At 29.3% G+C, this 26,374-nt stretch carries 22 protein-coding genes and 1 pseudogene; 9 read left to right on the top strand and 14 right to left on the bottom strand.

Annotated features, from left to right (window positions below):
* Positions 1-60 precede the first annotated feature (60 nt).
* A pseudogene (locus BM335_RS03475) lies at positions 61-993 on the bottom strand (2-hydroxyacid dehydrogenase); the annotation flags it as partial.
* Positions 994-1,812 (bottom strand): 3-methyl-2-oxobutanoate hydroxymethyltransferase, encoded by an 819-nt coding sequence (gene panB, locus BM335_RS03470; RefSeq protein WP_090223334.1) that lies wholly within the window; start codon positions 1,810-1,812, stop codon positions 994-996.
* A gap of 165 nt (positions 1,813-1,977) precedes the next feature.
* On the opposite strand from panB, the gene BM335_RS03465 reads away from it, so the two are divergent.
* The 5 genes from BM335_RS03465 to BM335_RS03445 all read left to right on the top strand — a co-directional run bounded on the left by BM335_RS03465 (position 1,978) and on the right by BM335_RS03445 (position 8,207).
* A complete protein-coding gene (locus BM335_RS03465) occupies positions 1,978-2,775 on the top strand; it encodes a sensor histidine kinase (protein ID WP_090223332.1) in 798 nt (265 codons plus the stop codon).
* A 112-nt stretch (positions 2,776-2,887) separates the two neighbouring features.
* Positions 2,888-6,595, top strand: a complete 3,708-nt coding sequence (locus BM335_RS03460) for a PAS domain S-box protein (protein ID WP_090223329.1) — start codon at positions 2,888-2,890, stop codon at positions 6,593-6,595.
* Between the two features lie 76 nt (positions 6,596-6,671).
* Complete coding sequence (locus BM335_RS03455; protein ID WP_090223327.1) at positions 6,672-7,238, top strand: sigma-70 family RNA polymerase sigma factor; 567 nt, start codon at positions 6,672-6,674, stop codon at positions 7,236-7,238.
* Positions 7,239-7,249: 11 nt separating this feature from the next.
* A complete protein-coding gene (locus tag BM335_RS03450) occupies positions 7,250-7,498 on the top strand; it encodes a hypothetical protein (RefSeq protein WP_090223325.1) in 249 nt (82 codons plus the stop codon).
* Positions 7,499-7,559: 61 nt separating this feature from the next.
* Complete coding sequence (locus BM335_RS03445; protein ID WP_090223323.1) at positions 7,560-8,207, top strand: O-methyltransferase; 648 nt, start codon at positions 7,560-7,562, stop codon at positions 8,205-8,207.
* On the opposite strand, the gene BM335_RS03440 is transcribed toward BM335_RS03445, so the two are convergent.
* The 3 genes from BM335_RS03440 to mutS form a co-directional block, all read right to left on the bottom strand.
* Positions 8,204-8,764, bottom strand: coding sequence for a phosphatase PAP2 family protein (locus tag BM335_RS03440; protein ID WP_177219146.1), 561 nt, complete (start codon positions 8,762-8,764; stop codon positions 8,204-8,206). The genes BM335_RS03445 and BM335_RS03440 overlap by 4 nt on opposite strands.
* Positions 8,765-8,766: 2 nt before the next feature.
* Positions 8,767-9,084, bottom strand: a complete 318-nt coding sequence (locus BM335_RS03435; RefSeq protein ID WP_090223319.1) for a Sec-independent protein translocase subunit TatA/TatB — start codon at positions 9,082-9,084, stop codon at positions 8,767-8,769.
* A 97-nt stretch (positions 9,085-9,181) separates the two neighbouring features.
* The gene (gene mutS, locus BM335_RS03430) at positions 9,182-11,755 is read right to left on the bottom strand and encodes a DNA mismatch repair protein MutS (RefSeq protein WP_090223315.1); all 2,574 of its coding nucleotides are present in this window, start codon (positions 11,753-11,755) and stop codon (positions 9,182-9,184) included.
* Between the two features lie 131 nt (positions 11,756-11,886).
* Between mutS and BM335_RS03425 the strand changes: the two genes are divergently transcribed.
* Positions 11,887-12,423 carry an RNA methyltransferase gene (locus BM335_RS03425; RefSeq protein ID WP_090223312.1) on the top strand — a complete coding sequence of 179 codons (537 nt, stop codon included), beginning with the start codon at positions 11,887-11,889 and terminating at the stop codon, positions 12,421-12,423.
* A gap of 38 nt (positions 12,424-12,461) precedes the next feature.
* On the opposite strand, the gene BM335_RS03420 is transcribed toward BM335_RS03425, so the two are convergent.
* From BM335_RS03420 to BM335_RS03395, 6 genes are all read right to left on the bottom strand, one after another.
* Entirely contained in the window at positions 12,462-12,956 is a 495-nt protein-coding gene (locus tag BM335_RS03420) for a MepB family protein (protein WP_090223309.1), read from the bottom strand.
* A gap of 86 nt (positions 12,957-13,042) precedes the next feature.
* Positions 13,043-14,149, bottom strand: coding sequence for a serine hydrolase (locus tag BM335_RS03415; protein WP_090223306.1), 1,107 nt, complete (start codon positions 14,147-14,149; stop codon positions 13,043-13,045).
* A 151-nt stretch (positions 14,150-14,300) separates the two neighbouring features.
* Positions 14,301-15,653, bottom strand: a complete 1,353-nt coding sequence (mgtE, locus tag BM335_RS03410) for a magnesium transporter (protein WP_090223303.1) — start codon at positions 15,651-15,653, stop codon at positions 14,301-14,303.
* A complete protein-coding gene (gene rsmA, locus BM335_RS03405) occupies positions 15,643-16,419 on the bottom strand; it encodes a 16S rRNA (adenine(1518)-N(6)/adenine(1519)-N(6))-dimethyltransferase RsmA (protein WP_090223300.1) in 777 nt (258 codons plus the stop codon). Before rsmA ends, mgtE begins: the two co-directional genes overlap by 11 nt.
* 4 nt (positions 16,420-16,423) lie before the next feature.
* Entirely contained in the window at positions 16,424-16,756 is a 333-nt protein-coding gene (locus BM335_RS03400; RefSeq protein WP_090223298.1) for a DUF4286 family protein, read from the bottom strand.
* Positions 16,757-16,790: 34 nt separating this feature from the next.
* Positions 16,791-18,566 (bottom strand): tetratricopeptide repeat protein, encoded by a 1,776-nt coding sequence (locus tag BM335_RS03395; RefSeq protein WP_143102377.1) that lies wholly within the window; start codon positions 18,564-18,566, stop codon positions 16,791-16,793.
* A 138-nt stretch (positions 18,567-18,704) separates the two neighbouring features.
* Between BM335_RS03395 and BM335_RS15655 the strand changes: the two genes are divergently transcribed.
* Positions 18,705-18,848: a hypothetical protein gene (locus BM335_RS15655; protein WP_177219145.1), complete on the top strand. Its 144-nt coding sequence runs from the start codon at positions 18,705-18,707 to the stop codon at positions 18,846-18,848.
* On the opposite strand, the gene serS is transcribed toward BM335_RS15655, so the two are convergent.
* The 3 genes from serS to BM335_RS03380 all read right to left on the bottom strand — a co-directional run bounded on the left by serS (position 18,841) and on the right by BM335_RS03380 (position 21,671).
* Positions 18,841-20,115: a serine--tRNA ligase gene (gene serS, locus BM335_RS03390; protein ID WP_090223296.1), complete on the bottom strand. Its 1,275-nt coding sequence runs from the start codon at positions 20,113-20,115 to the stop codon at positions 18,841-18,843. The two genes, BM335_RS15655 and serS, sit on opposite strands and share 8 nt — an antisense overlap.
* Positions 20,116-20,183: 68 nt before the next feature.
* Positions 20,184-20,711 carry a hypothetical protein gene (locus BM335_RS03385; protein ID WP_090223294.1) on the bottom strand — a complete coding sequence of 176 codons (528 nt, stop codon included), beginning with the start codon at positions 20,709-20,711 and terminating at the stop codon, positions 20,184-20,186.
* Between the two features lie 15 nt (positions 20,712-20,726).
* Positions 20,727-21,671: a bifunctional riboflavin kinase/FAD synthetase gene (locus BM335_RS03380; RefSeq protein WP_090223289.1), complete on the bottom strand. Its 945-nt coding sequence runs from the start codon at positions 21,669-21,671 to the stop codon at positions 20,727-20,729.
* 148 nt (positions 21,672-21,819) lie between these two features.
* On the opposite strand from BM335_RS03380, the gene BM335_RS03375 reads away from it, so the two are divergent.
* Both BM335_RS03375 and BM335_RS03370 read left to right on the top strand, forming a co-directional pair.
* Complete coding sequence (locus BM335_RS03375; RefSeq protein ID WP_090223287.1) at positions 21,820-25,659, top strand: reprolysin-like metallopeptidase; 3,840 nt, start codon at positions 21,820-21,822, stop codon at positions 25,657-25,659.
* Positions 25,660-25,672: 13 nt separating this feature from the next.
* On the top strand, positions 25,673-26,374 hold the full coding sequence (locus BM335_RS03370) for a glycoside hydrolase family 78 protein (RefSeq protein ID WP_090223285.1): 702 nt from the start codon (positions 25,673-25,675) through the stop codon (positions 26,372-26,374).

Here is a 26,374-nt window from a genome sequence, read left to right as displayed (position 1 = left end):
TCCGCCAATTCCGGTGACTCTTTTTGATGTTGTTTTTTCTTCAATTTTAGGTTCATCAAAAAAGATATTTTGTACTTTATCAACAATTACTTGCGCTAATTTCACTTTAGATTCAACAGTCCAACCAGCAATATGTGGTGATAATAATACATTATCAGCATGTATTAAATAATTGAATGCTTCTGGTAAATTGTCGTTTTCAAATAAATTTTCAAATGATAATTTTTCATATTCCAACACGTCTAAACAAGCGCCTAATATTTTTTTACTTATGAGTGCTTTAACAAGATCATTTGTTACAACAGCAGAACCTCTTGCTGTATTTATTAGGTAAAATGGTTTTTTAAAATTTGAAATAAATTCACTATTTACCATTTTGTTTGAAAGCTTATTAAATGGTGTGTGCAAACTTAAAACATCAGTTTTTTCTTGGAGCTCTTCAAGGGTAACTTGTTTGCAATTTTCATCGCCAACATCGTTTTTTATATCGTAACAAATTACTTCAACATCAAAACCTTTTAATTTTTTAGCAAAGGCTTTTCCCATGTTTCCATAGCCAATAATTCCAACGGTTTTTCCTTCTAACTCAATACCTCTATTTGCTTCGCGCAGCCATTTTCCTTGACGTATTTCTATATCAGCTTTTTTAATATTGTTAAATAAAGATAAAATCATTCCCAATGCATGTTCTCCAACAGCATTTTTGTTTCCTTCAGGTGATGAAATTAAATGAATTCCTTTTTTTGTGGCATAATCAACATCAATAGATTCTAATCCGGCACCAACACGTGCAATAAATTTTAGGTTGGTTGCTTTGTTTATAAACTGTTGATCTATATCAAATCTACTTCGTATTACAATACCGTTGTAATTGCTTATTTTTTCTTCAATTTGTTCTTTTGAAGCAGTATAATCTTCATCGCAAGTACAACCTAATTTTTCTAAACCAGTTATTAAAATTGGGTGATTGGTATCTATAAAAAGTACTTTCATTTAGTATTGTTCGTTATCGTTTGGAAAATCTTTGCTTTTTACATCGGTTACATAATTTTCAAAAGCAGTGGTCATTTCAGAGTATAAATCTAAATAGCGACGTAAAAATCGTGGATGAAACTCGTGTGTCATTCCTAACATATCGTGTGTTACTAAAACTTGACCATCAACACCATTTCCTGCGCCAATTCCAATTACAGGAATTGAAATGCTATCGGCAACTTCTTTGGCTAATTTTGCCGGAACTTTTTCTAAAACCAATGCAAAACAACCTAATTCTTCTAAAAGTAAAGCATCTTCTTTTAGTTTGTCGGCTTCTTCTTCTTCTTTTGCTCTAACGGTATATGAACCAAATTTGTAAATAGATTGCGGTGTTAAACCTAAATGTCCCATTACAGGTATTCCTGCAGTTAAAATTCTAGAAATTGATTCTCTAATTTCTCCTCCACCTTCTAATTTTACCGCGTGACCACCAGATTCTTTCATAATTCTAATGGCAGAATCGAGTGCGCTACGTGAATTTCCTTGATAACTTCCAAAAGGTAAATCAACCACAACTAAACAGCGCTCAATAGCTCTAATAACAGAGCTTGCGTGGTATATCATTTGGTCTAATGTTATTGGTAAAGTAGTTTCATGACCTGCCATTACATTTGAGGCAGAATCACCAACTAAAAGAACATCTACACCAGCATTATCTAAAATTTTAGCCATGGTGTAATCATACGCTGTTAGCATAGCAATTTTTTCACCATTTTTTTTCATTTCTACCAAACTTTTGGTAGTAATTCTTTTATAGTCTTTTTTTGCAGTTGACATTTTATTTAAATTATAATAAGGAATGGTAAAAGTAATGAAAAATCATTGCTATAAAAAGAATGTTGAAAGTATAGCGAGTATAAGTACCTAGTTTTGTAATATTTTTATAAAAATTTGAATAATAGTTTTAATACATTTAAATTTACATTAAAATAATATGTTATTTTGAAAAAAGAGGATAAAAGTCGGCAAAATTATTATAATGATTTAGAAGATAAAATTATTGAATTGAGTTTAAATTTAAAGCGTAAAAACAATGAATTAAATGAAGTTATCGATTTAAATAATTTAATTTTTAAAAAGTTAATTCATAATTTAAAAAACCCAATTGGAGTATCATTTTCATTTTCAGAAATGATTTTAGAAGGCTTGCCAAATTACAACCCTGATAGGTTAAAAAGCCATATTGAGATTATAAAAAATTCAACAGAATTTTCACTTAATTTATTAAACCGTTTAGCTGATTTTTCAAGATATCAGCTACCTGATATGAAATTCATTTTTCAAACCCAAAATTTCACTAAAGTTTTAAAAGACGTAATTGAGAAAACACAAACTTTAGCAAATGAAAAAGGAATTAAAATTATAAGTAACCTTCCTGAAAACGATATTTTTTTAAATTTTGATAAAGATGAATTATCAATAGCTTTATTAAATATTATTAATAACGCAATTAGATTTTCTGAAGAGAAATCGATAGTAAACATTCATTTAACTGAAGATGATACATCAGTAAAAATTAATGTAATTGATAATGGTTTGGGAATTTCTGAAAAAGATATTCCAGCAATCTTTAATGAATTTTATGTTGTAAATACTTACTCTAATGATAAAGTAAAATGTATTGGTTTAGGATTACCAATTGCTAATAAAATTGTTAAAAAGCATCAGGGAAAAATAATTGTTGAAAGTGAATTAGAGAAAGGTTCTATATTTACAATTATAATTCCTAAAGAAATATAGTTTCAAAATTATTTATTAAAAGTAGTTAGGATAGAAGTTAGTTGTTTCTCAATTCTTAATAACATATAAATATTTCTTATATTTATGAAATTAAACCCCTTAAGTTGTTAAAATGGAAGAAGGAATTATTTTTAATGGTTCTAATGAAAAAGCAACCGATAAATATCAAAATAAAAATATTGATAACTTGAACTATTTCAATTTTTTTGAATATGCACCTATAGCACTTTGGATAGAAGATTTTTCAAAAGCCAAACTTTTTTTTGAAAAAAAGCTAAAACAGCACAACACTAATTCAGATACTTTATTAATTCAATATCCGCAATATATAGCCGAATTAGTATCATTAGTTACCATAAAAGATGTTAATGCTACAGCAGTTAAATTGTATAAAGCAAAAGATAAAAGCGATTTGTTAAATAACTTAGATGTAGTTTTTAACGAAAAATCTGATGAAGGTTTTGTAAAATTACTTTTAGAAATTTTATCAGGAGAAAAAGAAACAGAAATAGAATCTGTAAATAAAACAATTCTTGGTGAAGAATTCGATATTTTAATAAAATTTAAAGTTGTTGACGAAAGTAAACACACTTTAGAAAACGTAGTTATATCTATAGAAAATATTACTGAAAAAAAACAAATTGAAAATAGAATTAAGGAAGCATTTAATATTATTAATAAAAGCTCATCTGTTGCAATTCTTTGTAAAAATGAAAGAGATTTTCCTGTAATTTTTGCTTCAGAAAACACGCAACATCTTTTTGGATATACTTATAAACAATTTTTAAATGGTGAAGTAAAAATTCATGAAATTGTACATCCAGATGATTTAAGTACTATACGAGACCGAGTTTTTCAGCTAATTAAAAATAACAATGTTACCACAATAAAACCCAAGCCATTTAGAGTTTTAACAAAAGACAAAAAAATGAAATGGGTAAAAACCAATATAGATGTTATCAGAAATTCTGAAAACGAAATTACGCATGTTCAAGGAATTGTTGAAGATTTTACCGAACAAAAACAAACAGAAGACTTATTTTTTAAAAGCAATCAACAATTAAAAGAACAATTTAATAACACTCCATTAGCCTCCATAATTTGGGATTATAACTTTAACGTTTTAGAATGGAACTCATCAGCCGAAAGAATATTTGGATATTCAGCAAATGAAGCCATTGGAAAACACGTAAACGATTTATTACTTCCTGAAGAAGTAATACAAGAGGTGAAAATTATTTGGCAAAATTTAATACACGAAAAAGGCGGACATAGAAGTACCAATAAAAATAAAACTAAAAGCGGTAAAATAATAATTTGTGATTGGTACAATGTAACCCTAAAAGATTCATTAGGAAATGTAACAGGAATTGCATCATTAGCTGAAGATATTACTGAACGGAAAAAAACAGAAGCACTACTTTTTGAAAGTAACCAACGATTAAAACACCAGTTTAATAACACGCCGTTGGCATCAATTATATGGGATTTAGACTATAATATATTAGAATGGAATAATGCTGCCGAACGAATTTTTGGTTATTCTGAAGAAGAGGTAAAAGGAAAACCTAACAGAGATTTGTTAACGCCACCTCATTTGATAGAAGAAATGAAAATTTTAACAGAAACTTCGTTTGCTCAAAATGAAAGCTTTAGGCATACAAATGAAAATATAACAAAAAATGGTAAAATAATAATTTGCGATTGGTATAGTGTTACTTTAAAAGATTCTAATAACAAAATTATTGGAGCAGCCTGTTTGGTAGATGATGTTACCGAAAGAACCAAAGCAAAACAATTACTTGAAAAATCGGAAAGAAAATATAGAGATATTTTTGAAAAATCAACAGATTCTGTAATGGTTCTTAAAAACGGATTGTTTACAGATTGTAATGAGTCTACATTAAAAATGTTTGGTTTTTCAAGTAAAGAATCTTTATTTAAATTAAAGCCATCTGATATATCACCAAAATTTCAACCAGATGGAAGTTGCTCTATAGAAAAAGCTGAAGAAGTAATTAGAATTGCGATTGAAAATGGTTTTAACAGATTTAGATGGAGCCATCAAAGAAAAAATGGACAAATATTTCCAACCGAAGTTACCCTAACAAAAATTGAAGATATTGATAATAAAACCAGTATTCATGCAGTTGTAGTTGATATATCTGACAGAGTTAAAAAAGAACAACTTGAAAATGTTTTATACAATATTTCTAAAGCAGCCTCTGCAATAGAAGATTTCAATGAATTTAGCCTATATATAAAAGAAGAGCTTCATAAAATTATTGATACTAATAATTTTTATATTGGTTTGTACGATGAAATTACAGATATGATTAAAATGCCTGTAATGGTTGATGAAAAAGAAGATTTAAGAGAGTTTCCTGCCAAAAATAGCTTAACAGGTTATGTAATAAAAACAGGCAAATCTTTAATGGTTACAGACAATGAACATAAAAATTTAATTGAAAAAGGTATTGTAGATTTAGTGGGTATAGAATCTAAAATTTGGGTGGGTGTTCCTCTAAAAATTCAAGACAAAACAATAGGAGCCATTGCAGTTCAAAGTTATACAAATAAAAATGCTTATCAACAAAGTGATTTACAATTGTTAGAATTTGTTTCCGATCAAATAAGTATTACAATTCAGCGTAAAAATAGCGATGATGAACTTAAAAAGGCATTAACAAAAGCACAAGAGTCAGATAAGTTAAAATCATCCTTTTTAGCAAATATGAGTCATGAAATTAGAACTCCAATGAATGGTATTATTGGTTTTTCAGAATTATTTTTAGACCCAGAATTATCCTATGCTGATAGAAAAAGATATGCCAATATTGTTGTAAATAGTAGTAAGCAGTTATTAACAATTGTAAATGATATTTTAGATATTTCTAAAATTGAAGCTGGCGTAGTAAAATTAAATTATCAAAGCACTAATATTAATCATTTAATTGATGATTTACACGAGTTTTACAATCAAGTAGCCAAAGATAATAAGTTATATTTAAATGTTAAAAAAGGGTTAGATAGCGCAAAAAGTTTTATCGAAATTGACGGTCCTAAATTGAATCAAGTTTTAACAAATTTATTGTCAAATTCTTTTAAATTTACAGAAAAAGGAGGCGTTGAATTTGGCTATGAATTAAAAGATGCCAATACATTATTGTTTTTTGTTAAAGATACCGGAATTGGTATTGATAATGAGTTGCATGCTGTAATTTTTGACAGATTTATGCAGGCAAACTTAAATTTAAGTAAGCAAAGTAAAGGAACAGGATTAGGTTTAGCAATCTCTAAAAAGTTTGTAGAATTATTTAATGGAGAAATTTGGATAGATTCAAATGAAAAAGGAACAACAATCTATTTTACAATACCATATTTAAAATCAAAAGAAAAACCAATAACAACAGTAGTAGAACAAAAAATTTCACAAATACCAATTGAAAATATGGAGCTTACAATTCTAATAGCAGAAGATGAAGAATATAACATGTTATATATGAATGAACTTTTTTCTAATTCTAAAATAAATATTATTGAGGCTTTTAACGGATTAGAAGCTGTTGAGTTAGCAAAAAGTAATCCAGACATAGATTTAATTTTAATGGATATTAAAATGCCAATCATGAACGGAATTGAAGCTATGAATGAAATAAAAAAAATCAAACCAAATATCCCAATTATTGCACTTTCAGCTTTTGCAATGGAATCAGATAAAGAAACAGCTTTAAAAAACGGATTTGATGAATATTTATCAAAACCAATTGATCGAAAAAAATTGTTTGCAATTTTAAGTAGTTACGCCAGTAAAGATTAAAGCTGCTTTTAGATTGTTTGTAAATTAGAATAATTCTAAATAATTAATTATTTTAGCAATAAAGTAATTACATCTAATGTCAAAAGAAATACATAAATTAAATCCTAATAATTGGGTGAAACTTCATGCAGATTACTTATATAATTTTGCCATAGGTAGAATTAATGAGCATGATTTAGCAAAAGATTTAGTGCAGGACACCTTTTTTGCTGGATTAAAAGCTATGGACAATTTTCAAGGATTGGCAAGTGAAAGAACTTGGTTAGTTGCTATTTTAAAAAGAAAAATTATTGACCATTATCGAAAAATAAATTCTAACAAAGGAAAAGCTGAAGTTAAAATGAATTTTTATGCTGATGGAGAAAGAGAAGGTGAGTGGATTGAAGAGCGTGTACCATCAAATTGGAACAATGAAATAGAAAAACAAATAGAAAATGAAGAGTTAAATGTTGCTTTAGAAAAGTGTATAAATAATTTACCAGAAAAATATGCAATGGTTTTTAGAATGAAAACAATTCAACAACTTGAAACAGAAGATATTTGTAAGGAGTTAGAAATTACATCGTCAAATCTATGGGTAATAATTCATAGAGCCAGAACACAATTAAGAAAATGTATGGAAGATAATTGGTTTAAAAATTAAAGAAAATACAAATGAAATTAACGTGTGACCAAGCAACCACTATTTGTGATAAAAGTCAATATAAAGAGGCAACTTTTTGGGAAATACTAAAATTAAATATTCATTTGTTTGTATGTAAAAAGTGCGGAATGTACTCTAAGCAAAATGTTATAATTACAAAATGTATACAAAAACATAAAAATGCTTTAAATAAACCAACCACTTGTTTGTGTGAAAAGGAAAAGGAACAAATGGAAACAGAATTAAAAACAAAAATTTAAACTTTATATATTAAAACGGAACTCATTTGAGTTCCGTTTTTTACTTTTGCAAACAAAAACAATGAGCTTTTTATCTGAAAAACTGGAAGATTATGTAATAAGTCATTCACAAAATGAACCACAACTTTTACAACAATTAAATAAAGAAACTTGGCAAAAAATTCTCAATCCTCGTATGTTAAGTGGCGCATATCAAGGTAGAGTTTTAGCAATGATTTCAAAAATAATAAATCCTAAAAGCATTTTAGAAATAGGAACCTACACGGGTTACTCCGCATTATGTTTAGCCGAAGGTTTGCAGAAAAAAGGCACATTAATTACTATTGATAAAAATGAAGAATTAGAAGCTTTTAGTAAAAAATATTTTAATGCATCAAACTATAAAAATCAAATTGAGCAATTGACCGGAAATGCATTAGAAATTATTCCAACCATCAATAAAAAATTTGATTTGGTTTTTATTGATGCCGATAAAGCGAATTATAGCAATTATTTTCATTTAATTATTGATAAAATGAATCCTGGAGGAATTATTTTATCGGACAACGTACTTTGGAGTGGAAAAGTAATAGAGGAAATTAAACCAAATGATATGGATACACAAGAATTATTAGTCTATAATAAATTATTAAATAACGATGAAAGAATTGAAACAGTGTTGTTACCAATTAGAGATGGTTTAACTATTAGTCGTGTAAAAACAACTTAATTTTTTAGAAAAAATTTGTTTAATATTTTGTAAAAAAATAAAGCAATACTAAACCCTAAAAACATCCCGAATAAAATATCTAAAGGATAATGCGCTGCTAAATAAAGTCTGCTATAGGCAAATAATAAAGGGAACAGAAATATAAAAAAAGCAAATTTGTAATGTTTTCTTAATACAAAAAATGATAAGAAAGCAATGGTAAAAGAAACGGTTGAATGCCCCGAAACAAAACTAAAGTCTGTCGCTTCAATTAAAACCCGAACATTTGTATTTATGCTAATGTCATTTATTGGTCGCAGTCTTTGTACATTATTTTTAATAAAATTTACAGTAATTAATGAAAAAGCAGCACTTAATGCAGTAAATAAAGAAATGATAGCCGCAGTTTTTAAACCATAAACTTTATACCCAACATAAAATAGTATAAAAAATAAAGGAATCCAATACAAAGGATTTGTAACAAATATCCAAAAACCATCCCAAGTTGTTGAGCCTTTTGAATGTAAAAAGAGAAGCAGTTCTTTGTCGTAATTAATAAGCTGGTTCAGCGGTTCCAATATTACAAGTTTCTTTTTACAGGACCAGTAATATCATCAATAATTTTATCTTTTATTTTTTTTACTGGCTGCGTTATATCTTCAACATTATCAGTTACTTTACTAATTTCATTTCTAACTTTTGCGGCAACATCAACATCAATATTATGTTTTTCAGCACTATTCTGAATTTCTCTTTTAATATCATTTGTAGCATCCTTTATTTGTCGCATTCCTTTTCCTAAACCGCGAGCAATTTCAGGTAATTTATCAGCACCAAATAACATAACAGCAATAATTAATACAACAAATATTTCAGCTCCGCTTATAAATAAAAACATATAAAAATCCTTTTGAATAGACAAAGGTAATTAAAAAATACGTCAAAAAAATGTTAAAGAATTTTTTGAGCTCAATCAATTTTAAAAATAATTAAAACTATTTTTTCACCAACATTCGTTTAATTTCATTTAATTTCATTAATGCTTCAATTGGTGTAAGCGTATCAATATTTGTTGATAAAATTTCTTCTTTAATATCTTCTAGCAAAGGATCATCTAACTTAAAAAAGCTTAATTGCATATCGTTTTCAGCAGCTGTTTTTAAGGTCTCTTTTACTTCGGAATTGGTATGGTTTTTCTCCAATTGTTTTAGCATTTTTGTTGCTCTATGAACAACAGAAGCTGGCATACCAGCCAATTTAGCCACGTAAATACCAAAACTATGTTCACTACCTCCAGGAACTAATTTTCGTAAGAAAATCACTTTATCTTTTAATTCTTTTACCGAAACATTAAAGTTTTTAATGCGCTCAAAAGTATTGGTCATATCATTCAGCTCATGATAATGTGTCGCAAATAATGTTTTAGCTTTTGATGGATGTTCATGTAAATATTCGGCAATTGCCCACGCTATTGAAATTCCGTCATACGTGCTTGTTCCACGTCCAATTTCATCTAATAAAACTAAACTTCTATCAGAAATATTATTTAAAATACTAGCAGTTTCGTTCATTTCTACCATAAAAGTAGATTCGCCCATAGAAATATTATCGCTGGCGCCAACACGTGTAAATATTTTATCTACAATTCCAATTCTGGCATTTTGCGCAGGTACGTAACTTCCCATTTGCGCCAATAAAACAATTAAAGCAGTTTGACGTAAAATAGCTGATTTACCACTCATATTAGGACCTGTAATCATAATAATTTGTTGTAAATGTGTGTTTAAAACAACATCATTTGCAATGTATTCTTCGCCAATTGGTAATTGTTTTTCTATTACTGGATGACGACCGTTTTTTATTTCTAAATCGGTACTTTCATCTAATTGTGGACGTACATAATTATTTTGTTTAGCTATTTCAGCAAATGAACATAAACAATCAATTTGTCCAATTAATTGTGCGTTTAACTGAATTGGCTGAATGTAATCTAATAAATTGCTAATTAATTCAGCAAAAAGTTCACTTTCAAGTTTGCTAATTTTTTCTTCAGCACCTAAAATTTTGGTTTCATATTCTTTTAATTCTTCGGTAATATAACGCTCAGCACTAACCAACGTTTGCTTACGAATCCATTCGGCAGGCACTTTATCTTTATGTGTATTTCTAACTTCAATGTAATATCCAAAAACGTTGTTAAAAGCTATTTTTAACGATGTAATTCCACTACGTTCAATTTCACGCGCTAACATAGCATCTAAATAATCTTTTCCTTTTGTTGAAATAGCTCTTAAATCGTCTAATTCTGTTGAAACACCTTCTGCAATAGCATTTCCTTTATTAATATTTACAGGAGCATCTTCGTTTAATGTTTTTGATATTTTTTCACGAAGCGTATTGCAATTTTGTAATTGCTCTCCAATAATTTTTAAGCTTTCATTATCACTTTTTTCAGCTGCTTCTTTAATTGGGATAATGGCATTTAAAGAGTTTTTTAACAAAACAACTTCTCTCGGATTTACCTTTCCAGTGGCAACTTTTGAAACCAAGCGCTCAATATCACTAATTTGTTTAATTTGATAGGTTGTTAACTCAAAAAAGGTGTCATTATCAATTAAATATTTTACAATATCATGGCGTTTTTTTATGCGGTTAATGTCTTTTAAAGGCAAGGCTAGCCAACGTTTTAACAACCTTCCGCCCATTGGTGAAATAGTTTTGTCAATAACATCCAAAAGCGTTACTGCATTTACTGAAGTGGAATTGTACAATTCTAAATTACGGATGGTAAAACGGTCCATCCATACATAATTATCTTCAGCAATACGGTTAATTACCTGAATGTGTTCTAATTTATTGTGTTGTGTTTCAGATAAATAATATAAAACCGCGCCGGATGAGATAATGCCTTCATTTAATTCATTAACTCCAAAACCTTTTAATGTTTTTACTTTAAAATGATTGGTTAATGTTTCTAACGCATATTCTGTTTGAAAAATCCAATCTTCTAAATAAAAAGTATAAAAACGATCGCCAAATAATTCTTTAAATTTATGTTTATGTTGCTTTTGAACCAAAACCTCACTTGGGCTGAAGTTTTGCAACAATTTATCAATGTATTCACTAGTTCCTTGTGAAGTTAAAAATTCACCGGTTGAAACATCTAAAAACGAAATTCCTACATGTTTTTTTCCAAAATGAATCGCCGCTAAAAAATTATTGGTATTAGACTGTAAAACTTCGTCATTTAAAGCAACACCAGGAGTTACTAACTCTGTAACACCACGTTTTACAATAGTTTTGGTCATTTTTGGATCTTCCAACTGATCGCAAATAGCAACGCGCATTCCTGCCTTAACTAATTTTGGTAAATACGTATTTAAAGAATGATGTGGAAAACCTGCTAAAGCAGTTTCAGTTTCACTTCCAGCACCACGTTTTGTTAAAACAATTCCTAAAACTTTAGAAGCTTTTTTAGCATCTTCGCCAAAAGTTTCATAAAAATCGCCCACTCTAAATAGTAACATTGCATCAGGATATTTTATCTTAATGGCGTTGTATTGTTTCATTAAAGGGGTGACTTTCTCTTTTTTTGCTGCCAATTTTATAGGAAATTAAGTTAGTTTTGCGAAGTTACATTTTATATTGAAAGATTTAAAAATTTAATGATTGAAAGATGTACAAAAACAATTTGTGAATTATGAGAAAACTAAAAAATAGCGAATTAGGAAGACCAACTGTTGAAGAGTTTAAAGAAGTAACTAAAATTCCATTGATAGTTGTGCTTGATAACATTAGAAGTTTAAATAATATTGGTTCGGTTTTTAGAACCAGCGATGCTTTTATTATTGAAAAAATTTACTTGTGTGGAATTACTGCAAAACCTCCACATAAAGATATTCATAAAACTGCTTTAGGAGCAACAGAATCAGTTGACTGGGAATATGAAGTAGACACACTTGATTTGGTTGAAAGGTTGAAAGGTAAAAATGTTAAAATATTGGCGATTGAGCAAGCTGAGAATAGTACAATGTTGCAAGATTTTATGGTTGAACCCAACCAAAAATATGCAGTAGTTTTTGGAAATGAAGTAAAAGGAGTACAGCAAAAAGTTGTTTCTGCATCCGATTTTTGTGTTGAAATTCCGCAATTAGGGACCAAACATTCATTAAATATTTCGGTAAGTGTTGGTGTTGTTTTATGGGATTTGTTTAAAAAGTTTAGGTTTAGGCAATAGGCTAACTGACTTTATCAATAATAGCAGTATAAAAAATGCTATTCATTTTTATGCAATTTTAAAACTTCTTCAAAATTGGTTGACGCATTTATTTCATAAAAATAATTCAATTGCCATTTTTGGGTTTGTTCAGCTTGTTTATTTTTAACAACATCCCAATTCGGATACACTCTAAATGCTCTTTTTCCTTCTCTTTTTACTGTTGAAATTATTCCTTTTTTTATCAGTGTAGATTTTGGGAAAACAAATTGTCCAAACCTATTTTTAGTTCGCACATTTACAATATAAAAATCAAATAAGTCGGTTTCTTCAAAAGGCTCAATTAATCCGTTTGCGTTTCGTTTCCAAAATGTAACAAATTGCCCTACTTTTTTTGGTGTAATTTTAGCATTTCTGCTTATTATATGTTGTGCGTTTAATTTATATTGACAGGCATTATATGCTGAACTTTCTGTTTCAAATTTGAATTCAGAAATTTCAAAGGCGCACTTATCATAAATTGCTGTTTTTATTTGGTTCAGATTGTTGTACATTTATTTTATTCTGATTGATATTTTGATTTAGCTAATACTAACTACCAAAATACTATTTAAAAAATTGAGATTTGTATAAAAACTAATTAATCTAAAGGAACTAATTCTCTTCCTAATTGCGCTAAAAATGGGAAACCAACAGTATCATATTCATAAAAACCATCATTATAAATTTTATTTTTATTTACATGAATAGTTGCCGTAATTATATATTTCTTATTCGTTTTTGTGTTCTCTATAAACGCACAATCTGTTAAATAGCCATAAGCAAAACCAACTTTGTTATGTATTTTTATATGTGATGGCATTGGTTCTTTAGAGTCACCAAAAAGGAAAAACTTTACATAACTATCATAATATTCTTTTGAAGTATAACCTGCATCTTTGGGTAGTATTGCCATTGTGTTTATTAAAAAATTACGATCTTCTTCTGTTAGGTCAAATCTTTTTTCTTTCGGAAATAATTCTGGAAACACCAATTGTTTCATTAATTGATGTAAAGAAGTTAATGGTATATAGTTTTTTAAAGAGAAATCCATCGGTTTTTCCACTAAACTATCACCAACCATATAACCAATTCCTTTTTTTATTTTATCTAAAGGAAGGTTTTTTATAGAGTCGTTTTGGATTGGATTTTCAGTATAGATTACGCTATCCTTGTAATAAAAATAAACCGATTTAGTGTTAATATCATAAGGATTATCAACAGAAAACCGATGTGAAATTCGAGCAGTAATTCCTTTGCTTTTTAATTGATTATTAATATAATTTTGACCTAAGTAATCAAATAAACGCGAATAGGCTAAATTATCGCTAACTGCAAAAACCTTTTTAATTTCGTTGGCAAATGTGGTTTTTGTAGTATCACTTGCATTGTTAAAAACAGTATTTTTATCTATCTTTTTGTTTTGATTCATTTTTTGTAAAGCCAAAACAGCAATAGGAAACTTAACAGAACTTGCAGGATAGAAATAAGTGTTTTCATCTACTCTATAAGAGTAATCTTTAAAAGTTGTTTTACCGTTTTCTTGTAGAATTTCGGTAAATAAAACTTGTACTTCGTAGTTTTTTACACTATCAATAACTTTTTTTATTTTTTTATTTTTAGAAGCTATTGCTTTTTCTAGAGGGTTTTGTTTAGCACAACTAATTGACAAAAAAGCTAAAAAAAGAAGTGTTAAAAAATGTCTCATGTGTCTATTTTAATGTTTTTTAAAAGTCTTACTTAAACTCTGCTCAGCACAGCAGTGTTATTCGCTATTAATCATTCTTTTAGGTAATCAAATTTTGAATATGCTCGTTTTATATTATTAAAATTTTTTTGATAATTTTTTAAGAATTATTTTAAAATCCTAAAATTAATTTAGCGATTGAAAAGTAGATTAAAATTCCTAAAATATCATTACTTGTAGTAATAAACGGACCGGTTGCAAGCGCTGGATCTATGCCGCGTTTGTCTAAAATAATTGGGATAAATGTACCTATTATACTTGCAATTATAATTACAGAAATTAATGAAATTGCTACAGTAATTCCAACTTTTAACTCAAATCCTAAAAAGAACATTCCGGCTGACATTAATATAGCTGCTAACACAAAACCGTTTAACAAACTTTGTGAAACTTCTTTTAAAAGTCTTTTAAAATAAGAGCCTCTTAAACTATCATTTGCCAAACCTTGTACAATAATTGCAGAAGATTGTACACCAACGTTTCCTGCCATTGCAGCAATAAGTGGTGTAAAAAAGAAAAGTACGGGATATTTATTCATAGCTTCCTGAAATCCGCCTAAAATAGAAACACTAACAAAACCACCAAAAAGCGCTAAAATTAACCAAGGCAAACGAGCTTTTGTTAGTTCCCAAATGGTGTCATCGGCTTCTACATCTTGTGAAATACCGGCAGCCATTTGGTAATCTTTTTCAGCTTCTTCTTTTATAACGTCTACAATGTCATCAATGGTAATTCTACCTACAAGCCGGCCTAATTCATCTACCACAGGAATGGCTTCTAAATCGTATTTTTGCATAATTTTAGCAACATCTTCGGCATCATCATTTACATTTACTGAATCTACTTTTTTAATAAAAACATCTTTAATTGCTGTTTTTGTTGAGGTTGTTAGTAAATCTTTTAAAGATAAACGACCTTTTAAAATATCATTATCATCAACAACATAGATAGAGTGTACTCTGGTAACTTCTTCGGCTTGTGCGCGCATTTCTTTAACACAAGTAAGTACATTCCAATTTTCATTTACTTTTACCAATTCTTTTGCCATTAAACCACCTGCGGTATCTTCATCATAGCGTAAAAGTTCAATAATATCTTTGGCGTGTTCTTCATCTTCAATATGAGATATTACCTCTTTAATTTGTTTATCTGAAAGTTCGGATATAATATCGGCAGCATCATCGGTATCAAGTTCTGAAATTTCTTCAGCAATTTCTTTTGATGAAAGTCCTTTTAAAATATTCTCACGTGTATCTTCATCTAATTCGGCAATTATTTCCGAAGTTACATCGCTTTCTAGAAGTTTAATTATATAAATTGCCTCACTATATTCAATTTCTTCAATTATTTCAGCAATGTCAGCATAATGGACTTCTGCTAGCATTTCTAGAAGTGTGTCTTCTTTGTCTTCAGCAATTAATTGTTGAATTTTTTGAATATAATCTTTGGTAATTTCAAATGGCATCGTTCTCTATTTTAGATGTGAGATTGATAAATTCCTGAACCGATAATTGTTCTGGGCGTTTTGCAAAGATACTATCTTCTCTTAAACTATCAGATAAATTAAGTGTTTTTAAACTATTTCGCAATGTTTTCCTGCGTTGTTGAAACGCGGTTTTTACTACTTTGTAAAATAATTTTTCATCTACAGGAAGTGTGAAATTTTCTTTTCTAACCAACCGAATTACACCAGAATCTACTTTTGGAGGTGGATTAAAAACTGTTGGCGGAACGGTAAATAAATACTCGACATTATAAAACGCTTGTGTTAAAACCGATAAAATTCCATACACTTTACTACCTTCTTTTTCAGCAATTCTTAAAGCAACTTCTTTTTGAAACATCCCTGAAAATTCTGGAATTTGATGTCTGTTTTCAAGTGTTTTAAAAACAATTTGTGATGAAATATTGTAAGGGAAATTTCCAATAATTGCCAGTTGTTCATCGCCAAAAAAATCGGAAATATTAATTTTTAAAAAATCTTTTGAAATTATTCTATCAGCTAAATTTAGATAATGTGCTTTTAAGTATTCTACAGATTCTGTGTCAATTTCAATGACATGAGTTGTATAGTCTTTTTTAAGTAAGTACTTAGTTAAAACACCCATTCCCGGACCAATTTCTAACACATTTTTATAGTTAGTTCCTACTAAACTATCTGCAATTTGTTGTGCAATTAATTCGTCTGTTAAAAAATGTTGACCTAGGTGTTTTTTTGCTTTTACACTCATAAAATTAGTTGTTTACACTTTTGCTAAATTGTTCGTTAATAACTTTTAATTCGGTTCTAAAAGCAACAATTTTATCTTTAAATAAATTAATGGCTTCATCGCGTAATTTTGGTGCATCTTCTTTATAGTAAAGATGTAAGGTTTCGATACTGTCTGTAGTGTATTGAACTGCGTATGTTACGCCACCCATTTCTTCATCAATTAAAACTAAACTCATTTTTGCTACAGAAAATTTACCTGTTGCTAACATATCGGGTATGTGTTTAGATTTCATCCAATGCAACCATTCATCGTGGATAGATTCATCTACATTAGTTGTTACGTTATATATATACATTTTTATTTGTTTAGTGTTAAGCGTTTATTTTATTTCAATTTAAATTATCACCTCGTAAATCTCTGAATTTTTTTCGAGCATCTACTAAAAATATGCTAGATGAATATTCAAATATTATTTTCTGATAAAATTCTTTCGCTTTTTCAATATTTTGTAATTTATTTACATATAATTCAGCTAAATAATAATGCGCATCATCGGCTAAAATATCATCTTTATTAATGGCTATTATTTGTAAATAATTTTTTTCTGCGTTTTCAAACTGGTTTATTTTTTCAAAAAGTTGTGCTTGTTTAAATAAAGCTTCGTCTTCTATTGGGTGACCTTTATAGTTGTTTAAAACAACTTGCAGTGTATCAATTGCTTGTTGGTTTTTATTTTGAAAAGCTAACAAGTCGGCTTTTGCATAGGTTTTTAAAGCAATTTTTAAACTGTCTTTTACGGCATTATCTGTAATTAGCAAATTTAAATCTAAAGCATCATTAGAAATTAATTGTGATGTTGAATTCTTAAGCACTTTTAATTGCGATTGCGCCCATTCAAAATCACCTTTAAAATATGAAGTTTGCGCTATTTTAAAACGTGCTGTTTGTCCAAGAGTATGGTTTTTTAAATCATTTTGAACTTGTGTATAGTAAATTAAAGCGGCATTAAATTTATTATTAAACACCAAAATATCGGCCAATTTAGTTTTTAAATATCCTGTTTGAAATTCGTTAATAGGAAGTTTTAAAGCTTCTTTTAAAACTATAATTCCATTGTCAGGTTCATCTTTTTTGAAAGCTAAAAACTCAGCATATGCAGCTTGTAAACCAATAGTTTTGTTAGTTTTTCCATATTCTGTAAATAATTGCTGAAATTGATTTTCAATACTTTCATAAGAAGTATTGGTGTTCATATCAATTTCTAACAAATATAATTTTGCCGTTAATTCGGTTTCAACATTTGAACTATTTTCTAACACAAAATGAAAACATTTTTTTGAGGTTTCGTATGAATTATTTTTGAAAGCAATTTTACCAATATCAATAATATTATCTATGTTAGTTGCATTTCTTTTAAAAATTGCTTTTTCTTGTACCAAAGCTTTATCGTAGTCACTTTGTTGCATAAAAAGCCAGCTTAATAATTGGTTCCAAACAGTTAATGGATTATTTTGAAGGCGTTTTATCAGTAGTTTTTTAAGTGTGTTATTGTTTTCATTTTCAGCATCATCCGTTATAAATCGTCCCATATAACTTTTTGATGTTGGTAAATATGATTCATTAATAAGTACCATATCTAAGTAGGTGTTGAACATGTTTTCAATTTCACCTTTTTCACCATAAATTAAAGCAACTTGATAATTATAATTGGCTTTTGGCATTAATTCCATAGCGTTTTTATAAGCCAAAAGTGCATAATCTAACAAGTGATTGTCTTGAAATGTTTTACCAATAATATAACCTAAACTGGGCATTTGATTAATTGCATTTAATGCTTTTTGATAGTTTTCTTCAGCCTTTTCTTGTTGATGTTGCAATTGAAAATTATACCCAATTTCAATAAACAAATATTGTTGATTTTTAAAATTTTCAATTTGTTTAGTAACTACTGTATTTACCTTATCAAATTGTTGTAGTTGTTGGTAACAGTCAATTAAATAGGTTAAATAAATAGAGTTGTATGGATTTTTTTCGTGTAAAGGTTTAAAAATTGCCGTAGCTTTTTCGTATTCACCATTATTAAAATATTGAAATGCTAATTGTGGCTCCTGAGCTTTTATTTGCAAAGAAAACCAACAAAAAAATATGAATAGTAAATAGCGCATTTTCTATATTTTATCTATCAAATATACTTTAAACAAGTGTTAAAGTTTTTATAAATACATGTTATTTTTATAAATGTACTGTAACATTTTGGCACGAAAATTGTCTTAACTGTGATAAATCAATTAAATTATACCAAGATGAACGACATAATCAAACATTACGAAACAGCTAAAAAGAAAGCTATAAAGTTTATGAAAAAAGGTCAAATCAATGCATATTTTGATGCGTTAATTGAAATGAACCATTATAAAAAATTAATGATAGCTGTTCAGTCTAATTAATTAGTTCAAATCCACAGTAAGGAACTAAAACCTTAGGTATTTTTATACCTTCTGGTGTTTGGCAATTTTCTAATAAACCTGCTAAAACACGTGGTAATGCTAATGAACTTCCGTTTAAAGTATGTGCCAATTCACTTTTTCCTTCACTATTTTTAAAGCGAAGTTTTAAGCGATTTGCTTGAAATGTTTCGAAGTTAGATACTGAACTAATTTCTAACCAACGATCTTGAGCTGTTGAAAACACTTCAAAATCGTATGTTAAAGCTGATGTAAAGCCCATATCACCACCACATAAACGCAAAACTCTATAAGGTAAATTTAATTCTTGTAAAATGCTTTTTACATGATTTACCATAGCATCTAATGCAGCATATGAATTATCAGGATGTTCAATACGTACTATTTCAACTTTATCAAATTGATGCAATCTGTTTAAACCTCTAACGTGCGCTCCGTATGAACCAGCTTCACGTCTAAAACAAGGTGTGTATGCAGTTTTGCAAATTGGAAATTCTTCTTCTTTTAAAATTACATCTCTAAAAATATTAGTTACTGGAACTTCAGCAGTAGGAATTAAATATAAATTATCTTGTGCATCGTGGTACATTTGTCCTTCTTTATCTGGCAATTGACCTGTTCCAAAACCAGAAGCTTCGTTTACCAAATGCGGCACCTGAACTTCATCGTAACCAGCAGCCGTATTTTTATCTAAAAAATAGTTAATTAAAGCACGTTGTAATTTTGCACCTTTACCTTTATAAACAGGAAAACCAGCACCAGTAATTTTATTACCAAGCTCAAAATCTATAATGTCATATTTTTTAGCTAGTTCCCAATGAGGCAATGCATCTTTGTGTAAAACGGGTATTTCACCTTCCTGAAAAACATTTAAATTATCATCAGCTGAAAAGCCATTTGGAACAATTTCGTTTGGAATGTTCGGAATTAAGTATAATAATTCTTGTAATTCGTTGGCTTTATTTTGAAGACTTTCGGTTAAATCTTTCGATTTATCTTTTAATTGTACCGTTTTTTTCTTTAAAATATCAGCTTTTTGAGTTTCTCCAGTTTTAAAAAGCATTCCAATATCTTTGGATAACTTATTAGATTCAGCAAGAATAGCATCTAATTCTGTTTGAATTGCTCTGCGTTCTTCATCTGCAGCAATGGTTTTTTCAACTAATTGCTCTGCGTTTTTAAAATTTCTTTTGGCTAAACCTTTTAAAACAGTTTCTTTGTTTTCTCTTATAAAAGCTACTTGTAACATTGTTCTTTTCCTTTAAATGATGCGCAAATTTAAGAAATTGCAGTTAATAGTAACCAATTAGTTTCAAATCATTTTAAAGAAACAGTTTGTTGTATTGTTGAAATAATTTGAGGAACTTCGGTTATTTTAAAATCAACTTTAAAAGTAACACAATCTTTTGATGCTTTTGTAATTGTAAACGTACCGTTTTTTATTGGATAATAACCCGTTGCTCCTTTGCAATAACATAATCTACCAAAATAAAGTTTTATATTTTGAAGCGTTTCATTTGCAAGTGATAATTCTGAAATTTTAGCTGGTAATTCTGCATAAATAATTTCGGTGTAATTGCTGTCTTGTGTATCTTTTAAAGGCTTTTTTTGAAAAGTATATTTAAAAAGTGTTGTATCTCCATCAGAAATAACGGGGTACAAATTTCCAAATTCATCCGATTTAAATTCAATAGATTTATTAGGAATAAGTTCAAAATCACACGTTCCATTTTCAGGGCAATCCAATGAATCTATCACAATAGGTTCCTTTAATTGAAAATTAAAACTTTTACATGAAGTAATTGTTGTAAAAAACACAATAGCTATAAGAAATGTTTTTTTCATAAGGTTGATTTTCACTTAATTGCTTTCAAAAAAAGTGCCACGAATTATTTCTAACGATTTTTGCTGATCTTTTTTAAGTTGATCTTTTAAATCATCAATAGAATTAAATTTAATTTCATCTCTTAAAAATTGCAAAACTTCTACCTGAATAATTTTGTTGTATAAGTTGGTTTTAAAATCAAAAAAATTAATTTCAATAGTTTGGTTTTTACCACTTACTGTTGGCCTATAACCAATATTCATCATTCCAAAAACGGTTTTGTTTGCAATAATTGCTTTTACAATATAAGCACCAGTTTTAGGAATTAATTTATAGGTTTCTTGTATATGAATGTTTGCTGTTGGAAAGCCTATTTTTTCACCTAAATTTTTGCCTTTTACAACTGTGCCGGTTAACATAAAATTATATCCTAAATAACTGTTAACTTTTGTTATTTCACCAAGTTCAATGGCGGTTCTAATTTTAGTTGAACTTACTGTAATGTTACTAATATCTTGTTGCGAAATTTCTTTCAGTTCAAAATTAAATTCAGTGCCATATTGTTGTAAAGTATCAAAATTTCCTTCGCGGTTTTTTCCAAAATGATGATCGTAACCAATTACTAATTTTGCAATATTTAGTTTATCAACTAAAATAGTTTTTACAAATTCAAGTGCTGTTAAATTGGCAAATTCATCAGAAAATTCGTGAATAATTAGCGTATCAAGCCCAATATTTTCAAGCAATTTAATGCGTTCATCAATGGTGTTAATTAGTTTTATATTGGTTTTTTTTTGCAGCACCATTCTTGGGTGTGGAAAAAAAGTAAGTAATACAGATTTAGCATTATTTTTTTTGGCACTTTCAACCAAATCTTTTATTACTTTTTGATGACCCAAATGCACACCATCAAAAGTGCCAATGGTAACAAATGACTTTTTTGTTGATTTATAAGTAGATATATTTTTAAATATATTCAAAATTATAAGTGGTATAAATTGGAATTAGTGTGCAAAAGTACTTTTTTTATTATAATGATGTGTAAACAAATATTTTAAATTGGTATAAAAATTGTAAAGGTAATTTTAAATTATATCTTTGTTTTAATAAACCTTTAAGTTTGATTTTATGATAAAATTGCGGATAAGTACTATTGGTTTAGTTTTTATTTTGTTTTTTTTTAGTTACGGTGTTTCAGGACAAAATTCGGATGAATTATGGAGCAAAAATTATAATTCTGAAAAGAATAATTCAAAAAAATACATTAGAAAAACTATTCCTACAAAATTTAAAGAGTTAAATTTAAATATTAATTTATTAAAAAATAAACTTAAAAATATCCCTCAAAGAAAAGGGAATCAGGTTAGTGGTGGAACAATAGTTAGCTTTCCAAATGCTAATGGCGATATAGAGCAATACACTGTTGTTGAAGCGCCAATTATGGAGCCGAAACTTCAAAATGAAAACCCTTCAATAAAATCTTATATTGGTAAAAGTGTAAACAATTCTAATGCTATAGTTAGATTTAGTGTTACCCCAATGGGTTTACACGGAATGATTTTAAAAGATGGAGAATCTACTGTTTATATTGATCCGGAAGGGAAAAATGATAACTCTTATTTAATTTATTCTAAAAATAATTTACCAGCAATAGATCCTTTTGAATGTAAATTTGATGAAATAAATACCAATACAAAAACTACCACAGCTGCATCAAATGTGAATGCTAAAGCTGAAAATGCCAATGATGGAATTTTAAGAACTTTTAGATTGGCAATTGCAACTACTGGTGAGTATTCACAATTTCATTTATCAAATCAATCAATTCCCGCAACAGCAACTGACGATGAAAAGAAAACAGCAGTTTTATCGGCTATTGTTGCAACTATGACACGGGTTAATGGACTTTTTGAAAGAGATGTAGCATTAACAATGGTGTTAGTGGCAACAAATAAAAATATAATATTTTTAGATGCCGCAACAGATGGGTTTACAAATGATGATAGTGATAAATTAATTGATGAAAGTCAAGCAACAATTAGTGCATCTATAGGAACAGCTAATTATGATATTGGACATACTTTTAGCACTGGAGGAGGAGGGTTAGCGCAGTTAAATTCACCATGTACTACTAATAAAGCTAGAGGAATTACGGGTTCAGGTAGCCCAATAGGAGATGCTTATGATATTGATTATGTTGCGCACGAAATGGGGCATCAGTATGGCGCGCATCATACATTTAATGGTGATGCAGGAAACTGTAGTGGTTCAAATAGAAATAATAGCACAGCGGTTGAGCCAGGAAGTGGTTCAACAATAATGGCTTATGCAGGTATTTGTACTCCACAAAATGTTCAAGATGCAAGTGATGATTATTTTCATTTAGTGAGTATTAGAGAAATATGGAATAATATCTCTGTAGGAAATAGTACGTGTGCTGTAAAAACAGCCACATCAAATAGCGCGCCTATTATTTCGCCACTTCAAAATTATACCATTCCAATTTCAACACCTTTTGTTTTAAATGCAATTGCAACGGATGTTAATGGAGATAATTTAACCTATACTTGGGAACAATTAGATACCGAAATAACAGCACATCCTTTGGTTTCTACTTCTACTGTTGGTCCAGCATTTCGATCAGTAAAACCATCTGCTTCCTCACAAAGGTTTTTTCCTGATATAGCTACCGTTTTGACTGGGAATTTACAAAATACTTGGGAAGTTTTACCTTCGGTATCAAGAACAATGCGATTTGGTGTAACTGTAAGAGATAACGTTTTGGGTGGTGGACAAACTGCAAGTAAGGAAAATGTTATTACTTTTGATGCAACTGCAGGTCCTTTTAAAGTAACTTCACAATCTAATTCAGTAACTTGGGATGCGGGAACCTCACAAACAATTACTTGGGATGTTGCAAATACTAATATAGCACCGGTAAATTGTGGTTTTGTGAATATTTTATTTTCTTCAGATGGAGGAGCAACATATCCAACTGTTTTGGCTTCTAATGTTGAGAATAATGGAAGTCATGTAATTATTGCCCCATTAGAAGGAACAACACAAGGAAGAATTAAGGTAGAAAGTGTTGGTAACATTTTTTACGCAATAAACGCAAGTAAAATTGCCATCCAAACTTCTGAATTTGTGATGAGTTTCCAGGAGTTTTCAAAAAAAACCTGTTTACCAAATACGGTATCTTTTAATTTTATCTATAAAACTTTTTTAGGTTTTAATGAAGAAATAACTTTTACGGCTACTAACTTGCCTGTAGGTGCATCGGTAGTATTTACCCCATCAAAAGCAAAAGCTAATAATACACCAGTTGAAATGGTTATTACTGGATTAGGTGTTAATGATATTGGTGAATTTAATATTTCAGTTACAGGTACATCTGCCTTAACCACTAAAGTCAAAACTACCTCAGTTACATTAAATGCTTTTTCTGCTAATATTTCAATCCCAACTTTAATATTACCAGAAAATGCAGCTGAGGTTGTTTTAAAACCTTACAGTTTATTTTGGCAATCAGATGTGAATGCGCAAGAATATATATTAGAAATAGCGACTGACAATATTTTTTCAAATATAATAGAATCTACAATTGTTGCTGAGAATAATTATCAACCTACTCTTTTACAATTAAACACAAAATATTTTTGGAGAGTTAAAAGTAAAAATGATTGTGGTGAAAGTGGGTTTTCAACAGTTTTTAATTTTACAACTGCTGATGAAGTTTGTCATTCAATAAGCGCTACAGATACACCTATTGGTATTCCTGATAACTCAATCACAGGTATTAGTTCTAAAATCAATATAACTCAAAACAAATTTATTACTGACCTTAATTTAACAGTTAATATTACACATCCTTGGGTTGGTGATTTAACATTAAAATTAATAAGTCCAAAAGGTACAACGGTTTTATTATCTGCAAATGTTGGTGATGAAGGAGATGGATATGCAAACACAACTTTTGATGATGATGGTACAGATTTAATTAACTTAGGTGCAGCACCATTTACAGGAGTTTATATTCCACAAGAAAGTTTGAGTAAATTTATTAATGAAGAATCCTACGGAGAATGGCAATTGTATGTTATAGATGAAGGTCCTGACGATGTTGGAACAATTAATAGCTGGAGTATAAATATATGTGGAGTTATTGTTTTAAGTGATGATGATGACAAAGATGGAGTAACCAATGATATTGATGAATGCCCCAACACACCATTGGGATCTCAAGTAAACGCAACAGGTTGTCCTATATTTAGTTTACCAGCATCTAACTTTACAGTAACAGCTATCAGCGAAACCTGTCCTAATAAAAACAACGGACAACTAAAAATTACGGCACAAGAAACCTATCCGTATGTAGCGAGTATTAACGGTACTGCTTATAATTTTACCAATAATAGTTTAACGGTTAATAATTTACAGCCAGCTACCTACAATGTATGCATTACAGTAACTGGAAAAACGTATGAACAATGTTATATTGTTAAAATAGATCCTGGAAAAACGGTTTCAGCTAAAACTAGCGTTGCTGCTTCAAAAGTTGAAATTACAATGGAACAAGGAACTGCGCCGTTTAATGTGTTTGTAAATAATCAACAAGTATTACAAACCTCAGCACCTTCTTTTTCAGTATCAATAAAACAAGGCGATTTACTTCAGGTAAAAACAGCTGTAGATTGTGAGGGAGTATTTTCTAAATCAATTAATTTATTGGAAAATATTGTTGCCTATCCAAATCCAACAAATGGTCAATTTGAAATTACGTTGCCAACAACTGAAAAGGAAATAACCATAGGTTTATACAATACGTATGGACAATTACTATCAAAACAAACCTATCCAATTATTTCAGGAAAAGTACAGTTATCTATTGATAATAAACCGGCAGGATTGTATCTTGCAAAGGTTTATTTAGATAATCCTATTACACTTAAAATAGTTAAAAAATAAAATAACTTAACGAATGAAAAAACTTTTATATACAATTGCATTAACGAGTATTTTAATTTCTTGCGGCGGCGGTGGCGGCGGAGATACCCCTCCAGATCCTGTAGAAACAAATGAGGCTCCATCAACACCAACACTAACATATCCAACAAATAATATGTTATGCATAGATAATTCGGTGCCATTTACTTGGAATGTTTCATCAGATCCTGAAGGAAATACAATTACATACCAAATACAAGTAGCCAAAGACAATCAATTTTCTCAAATTGCACATACTTTAACAAGTACAACTGCGGCTCAAACAATTGCATTAGAGAAAGGGGTTGCTTATTATTGGAGAGTAAAAGCTACAGATAGTAAAAATGCATCCAGTAATTATTCCTCAACATTTCAGTTTTATACAGAAGGAACAGGAGTAACCAATCATTTACCTTTTGCACCAGTACTTGTAAAACCAGTATTAAATGCAACTGTACAAACAGCTACAGCTACATTAGAATGGACCGCTAGTGATGTGGATACTTCTGATGCGTTAACCTATGATGTATATGTTGGAACATCCAATCCGCCAACAGCAAAACTAGGGGATAATATCTCGGCAAATTCTTTAACCGTGTCTGTGAACGCTTCAACCAATTATTACTGGAAAGTTGTTGTGAAAGACAATAAAGGCGGTCAAACAATTGGGCAAATTTGGAACTTTGTAACGGATTAA

The sequence above is a fragment of the Lutibacter maritimus genome (assembly GCF_900116115.1).
In the GTDB taxonomy this organism is placed as follows: domain Bacteria; phylum Bacteroidota; class Bacteroidia; order Flavobacteriales; family Flavobacteriaceae; genus Lutibacter; species Lutibacter maritimus.
The sequence above is the reverse complement of the archived record's forward strand: the minus strand, read 5'-3'. Positions and strand labels throughout refer to the sequence as shown.